Below are 2,888 nucleotides of genomic sequence, written 5' to 3'. Positions count from 1 at the left end.
CAGCAGGGTATGCCGGATCAATAGCGACATAAGCGCCACCCGCTTTCAAAATGCCAAGAATGCCGATCATCAACAGGGGTGAACGGTCTACCATCAGCGCTACGATTCGCTCCGGTCCCACCCCGCGGCTGCGAAGCGTATGTGCCAGCTGGTTGGATCTATCATTTAGTTCGCGATAGGTCATCTGCTCCGATTCAAAATGGACTGCAACCGCATCAGGAGTTTTTGCTGCCTGCCGCTCTATCTCTTCGATGACGGATCGCCATTTGAACGGGTCTCCTGGCAAAGATAATACTTGGCCCTGCAAACTCAGCGGCATTTTAGCGGGTGCATCTCCTGCAGCTACAGCCCCTCCACCATCAGCTCCACTGCTATTCATCCACGTCATACTATTCAATGCCGCAAGCAGCTCCAACTTTTCTTCATCGTTTAGCAGCTCTAGTTCGCCAAGAGTCCGCAATCGATTTTCGCTCGACATCATTGCTTTAATAATCGCGCAGTAGTGGTTCGCCATCCTGATGACCGTCTCCTCATGAAACAGATCCGTTGCATATTCCAAGCTGAAGGCAATGCCTTCCGCGCGCTCTACAGCTTCAAGTGTCAAATCAAACTTGCTGACACCGTGTTCAAACGGCTGCGGCTCGAAGCTCAAACCGCCCGCTTGCAACGCTGAATGTTCCATATTTTGCAAAATAAACATCGTATCGAACAACGGATTTCGGCTCTTGTCCTGAACGTGGTTTAGCCGCTCCACCAGCTTCTCGAACGGATACTCCTGATGCTCCAGCGCCTGCAGCACATCCTCGTGCAATTCGGCAACGTAGCTGCTAACCGTACGATCGAGCTGTGGTCGACAACGAATGGCTGCTGTATTGACGAACATGCCGATGAGTCCCTCCACATCAACATGATTACGTCCAGCTACTGGCGTGCCAACAATAATATCCTCTTGTCCGCTGTACTTCCCAAGCATAAAAGCATACGCACTCAGCAGCACTGAATATAGTGTCACACCTTGCTCTACCGCCAAACGCCGCGCCAGCTGTGCAAGCTCTCCGTCTAGATGGAAGACATGTTTTCGCCCCTTGAAAGTTTGAACGATCGGGCGTTTCCTATCTGTCGGCAATTCCAGCAGCGGCAGCTCGCCTTCAAACTTCTTCAACCAGTAACGCTCATGCGCCTCGATTGCTTCGCCGCCTAGCTGTCCCTCCTGCCAGACCGCATAATCCCTATATTGCACCCGCAGCTCTGGCAGTTCATTTCCGCCGTATAATGCTGTTAATTCCTTTACCAGCACACTCATTGAAACGCCATCAGTCACAATATGATGGATGTCCAGCAGCAGCAAGTAATGCTCTTCTTCCAGTTGAAGAAGTCCTGCCCTTAGCAGCAGTCCGCTTTCCAAATCAAAAGGTCTTATAAACTTCGTAGTAAGCTCATTCAGCCATTCGGATTCAGCGCTTACATCATCACTAGATGCTCCCAACCACTTGCCAGCTGGCACTAGCTCCTCTACAGCATCCTCGAAATGAAATGCCGTCGCTGGATGAACTCGCTGCCTGAATTGTTCATCCATATAATGAAACGAAGTTCGTAAACTTTCATGCCTAGCGACTAATGATGAAAACGCAGCTTCAAGTCTCGAAGCGTCCAGATTGCCCCGAATTCGCAGTGCAAACGGAACATGGTACATCGTCGATTCTCCTGTTAGCAGCCCCAGCAAATATTGTCTTCTCTGCGCATGCGACATCGGATAATGCTCCTGATCCATCTGGCGAGGAATCGATTCATATGTTTGCAGATGTTTACCTTCAATTACTTCAGCAAGGGACCCTAGCTTTGGATTTAAAAACAGCTCCCTCAGCGGCACATGTACACCGAACTGCTCGTGGATTCGGCTCACCAGCGCTGCAGCCTTGAGCGAATGGCCGCCAAGCTCGAAGAAGCTGTCCATCACGCCAATATCGTCCGATTTCAGCAAATCTTTCCACAGCTCGGCAAGCTTGTGTTCCGTTTCGTTTCTTGGCCTTAAGAACTGGCGCTCACTCCGCGCAACCTTATGAGGTTTCGGCAGCGCCTTTCGATGCAGCTTTCCGGTTGGTGTGAGCGGTATTGCATCTAGCAGCATCACATAAGCTGGAATCATATAGGCAGGCAGCTTGCTGCTGAGATGGGTCTGCAGCTCCGAAATCATGTCGGAGAGGTTGTGCTCGATAATATTGTTGTTACAACTAGAGTCGGAAGCGGGTACAACATACGCGCAAAGCGCGTGCTCGCCCTTCTCCTCCTGAAATGCAATGACAACTGCTTCCTTCACACGCTCATGCAGCAGCAGCTGCTGCTCCACCTCACCGGTTTCAATGCGATGTCCTCTTATTTTCACCTGATGATCGCGGCGGCCTGCGTATACAAATTCACCGTTCGCCAGCCTTCGGCCAAGATCACCCGTACGATACATCCTCTCACCTGCATTAAAAGGGCTCGTGATGAATACTCCATGATCCCATTCTGGATGGCGAAGATAACCCCGTCCAACGCCTGCTCCTAAGATGCAGATTTCACCAATCACACCCGTTGGCTGCAGCTGCAGCGCTGGATTTAGCACAACCATTGCTGCCCCGGAAATAGGCTTGCCAATCGTAATGTTCTCACCGCTAGTTACTTCGCACACTGAAGTCCATACCGTTGTTTCCGTTGGTCCATAAAGATTGAAGATACGTGCATTCGTCACCGAACGAAGTCTCTCCAGCAGTTTCATCGTCAACGGCTCCGCTCCAATCATGACTACGCTTAAGGCTTTCCAAACCTCGCTTTGGCTCACCTGCGCCATCCGCCATCCACCACTTGAAGCGTGATGGCGTAATTTGCAGCACCTCTACCCGATGCTT

The 2,888-nt window shown here is 51.0% G+C and carries 2 protein-coding genes; both read right to left on the bottom strand.

Going from position 1 to position 2,888, the window contains the following annotated elements; translation table 11 throughout:
- On the bottom strand, positions 1–2,758 hold a 2,758-nt coding region (locus tag AC1DSE_RS33715), incomplete at its 3' end, for a condensation domain-containing protein (RefSeq protein WP_477528954.1).
- Positions 2,655–2,888 (bottom strand): hypothetical protein (locus AC1DSE_RS33710; RefSeq protein ID WP_477528955.1); only part of this gene is annotated, 234 nt, incomplete at its 5' end. The genes AC1DSE_RS33715 and AC1DSE_RS33710, both read right to left, overlap by 104 nt.

The sequence above is a fragment of the Paenibacillus sp. 01L418 genome (genome assembly GCF_056400045.1).
Note: the sequence above shows the minus strand (reverse complement) of the source record. Positions and strands in the feature narration are given on the sequence as shown.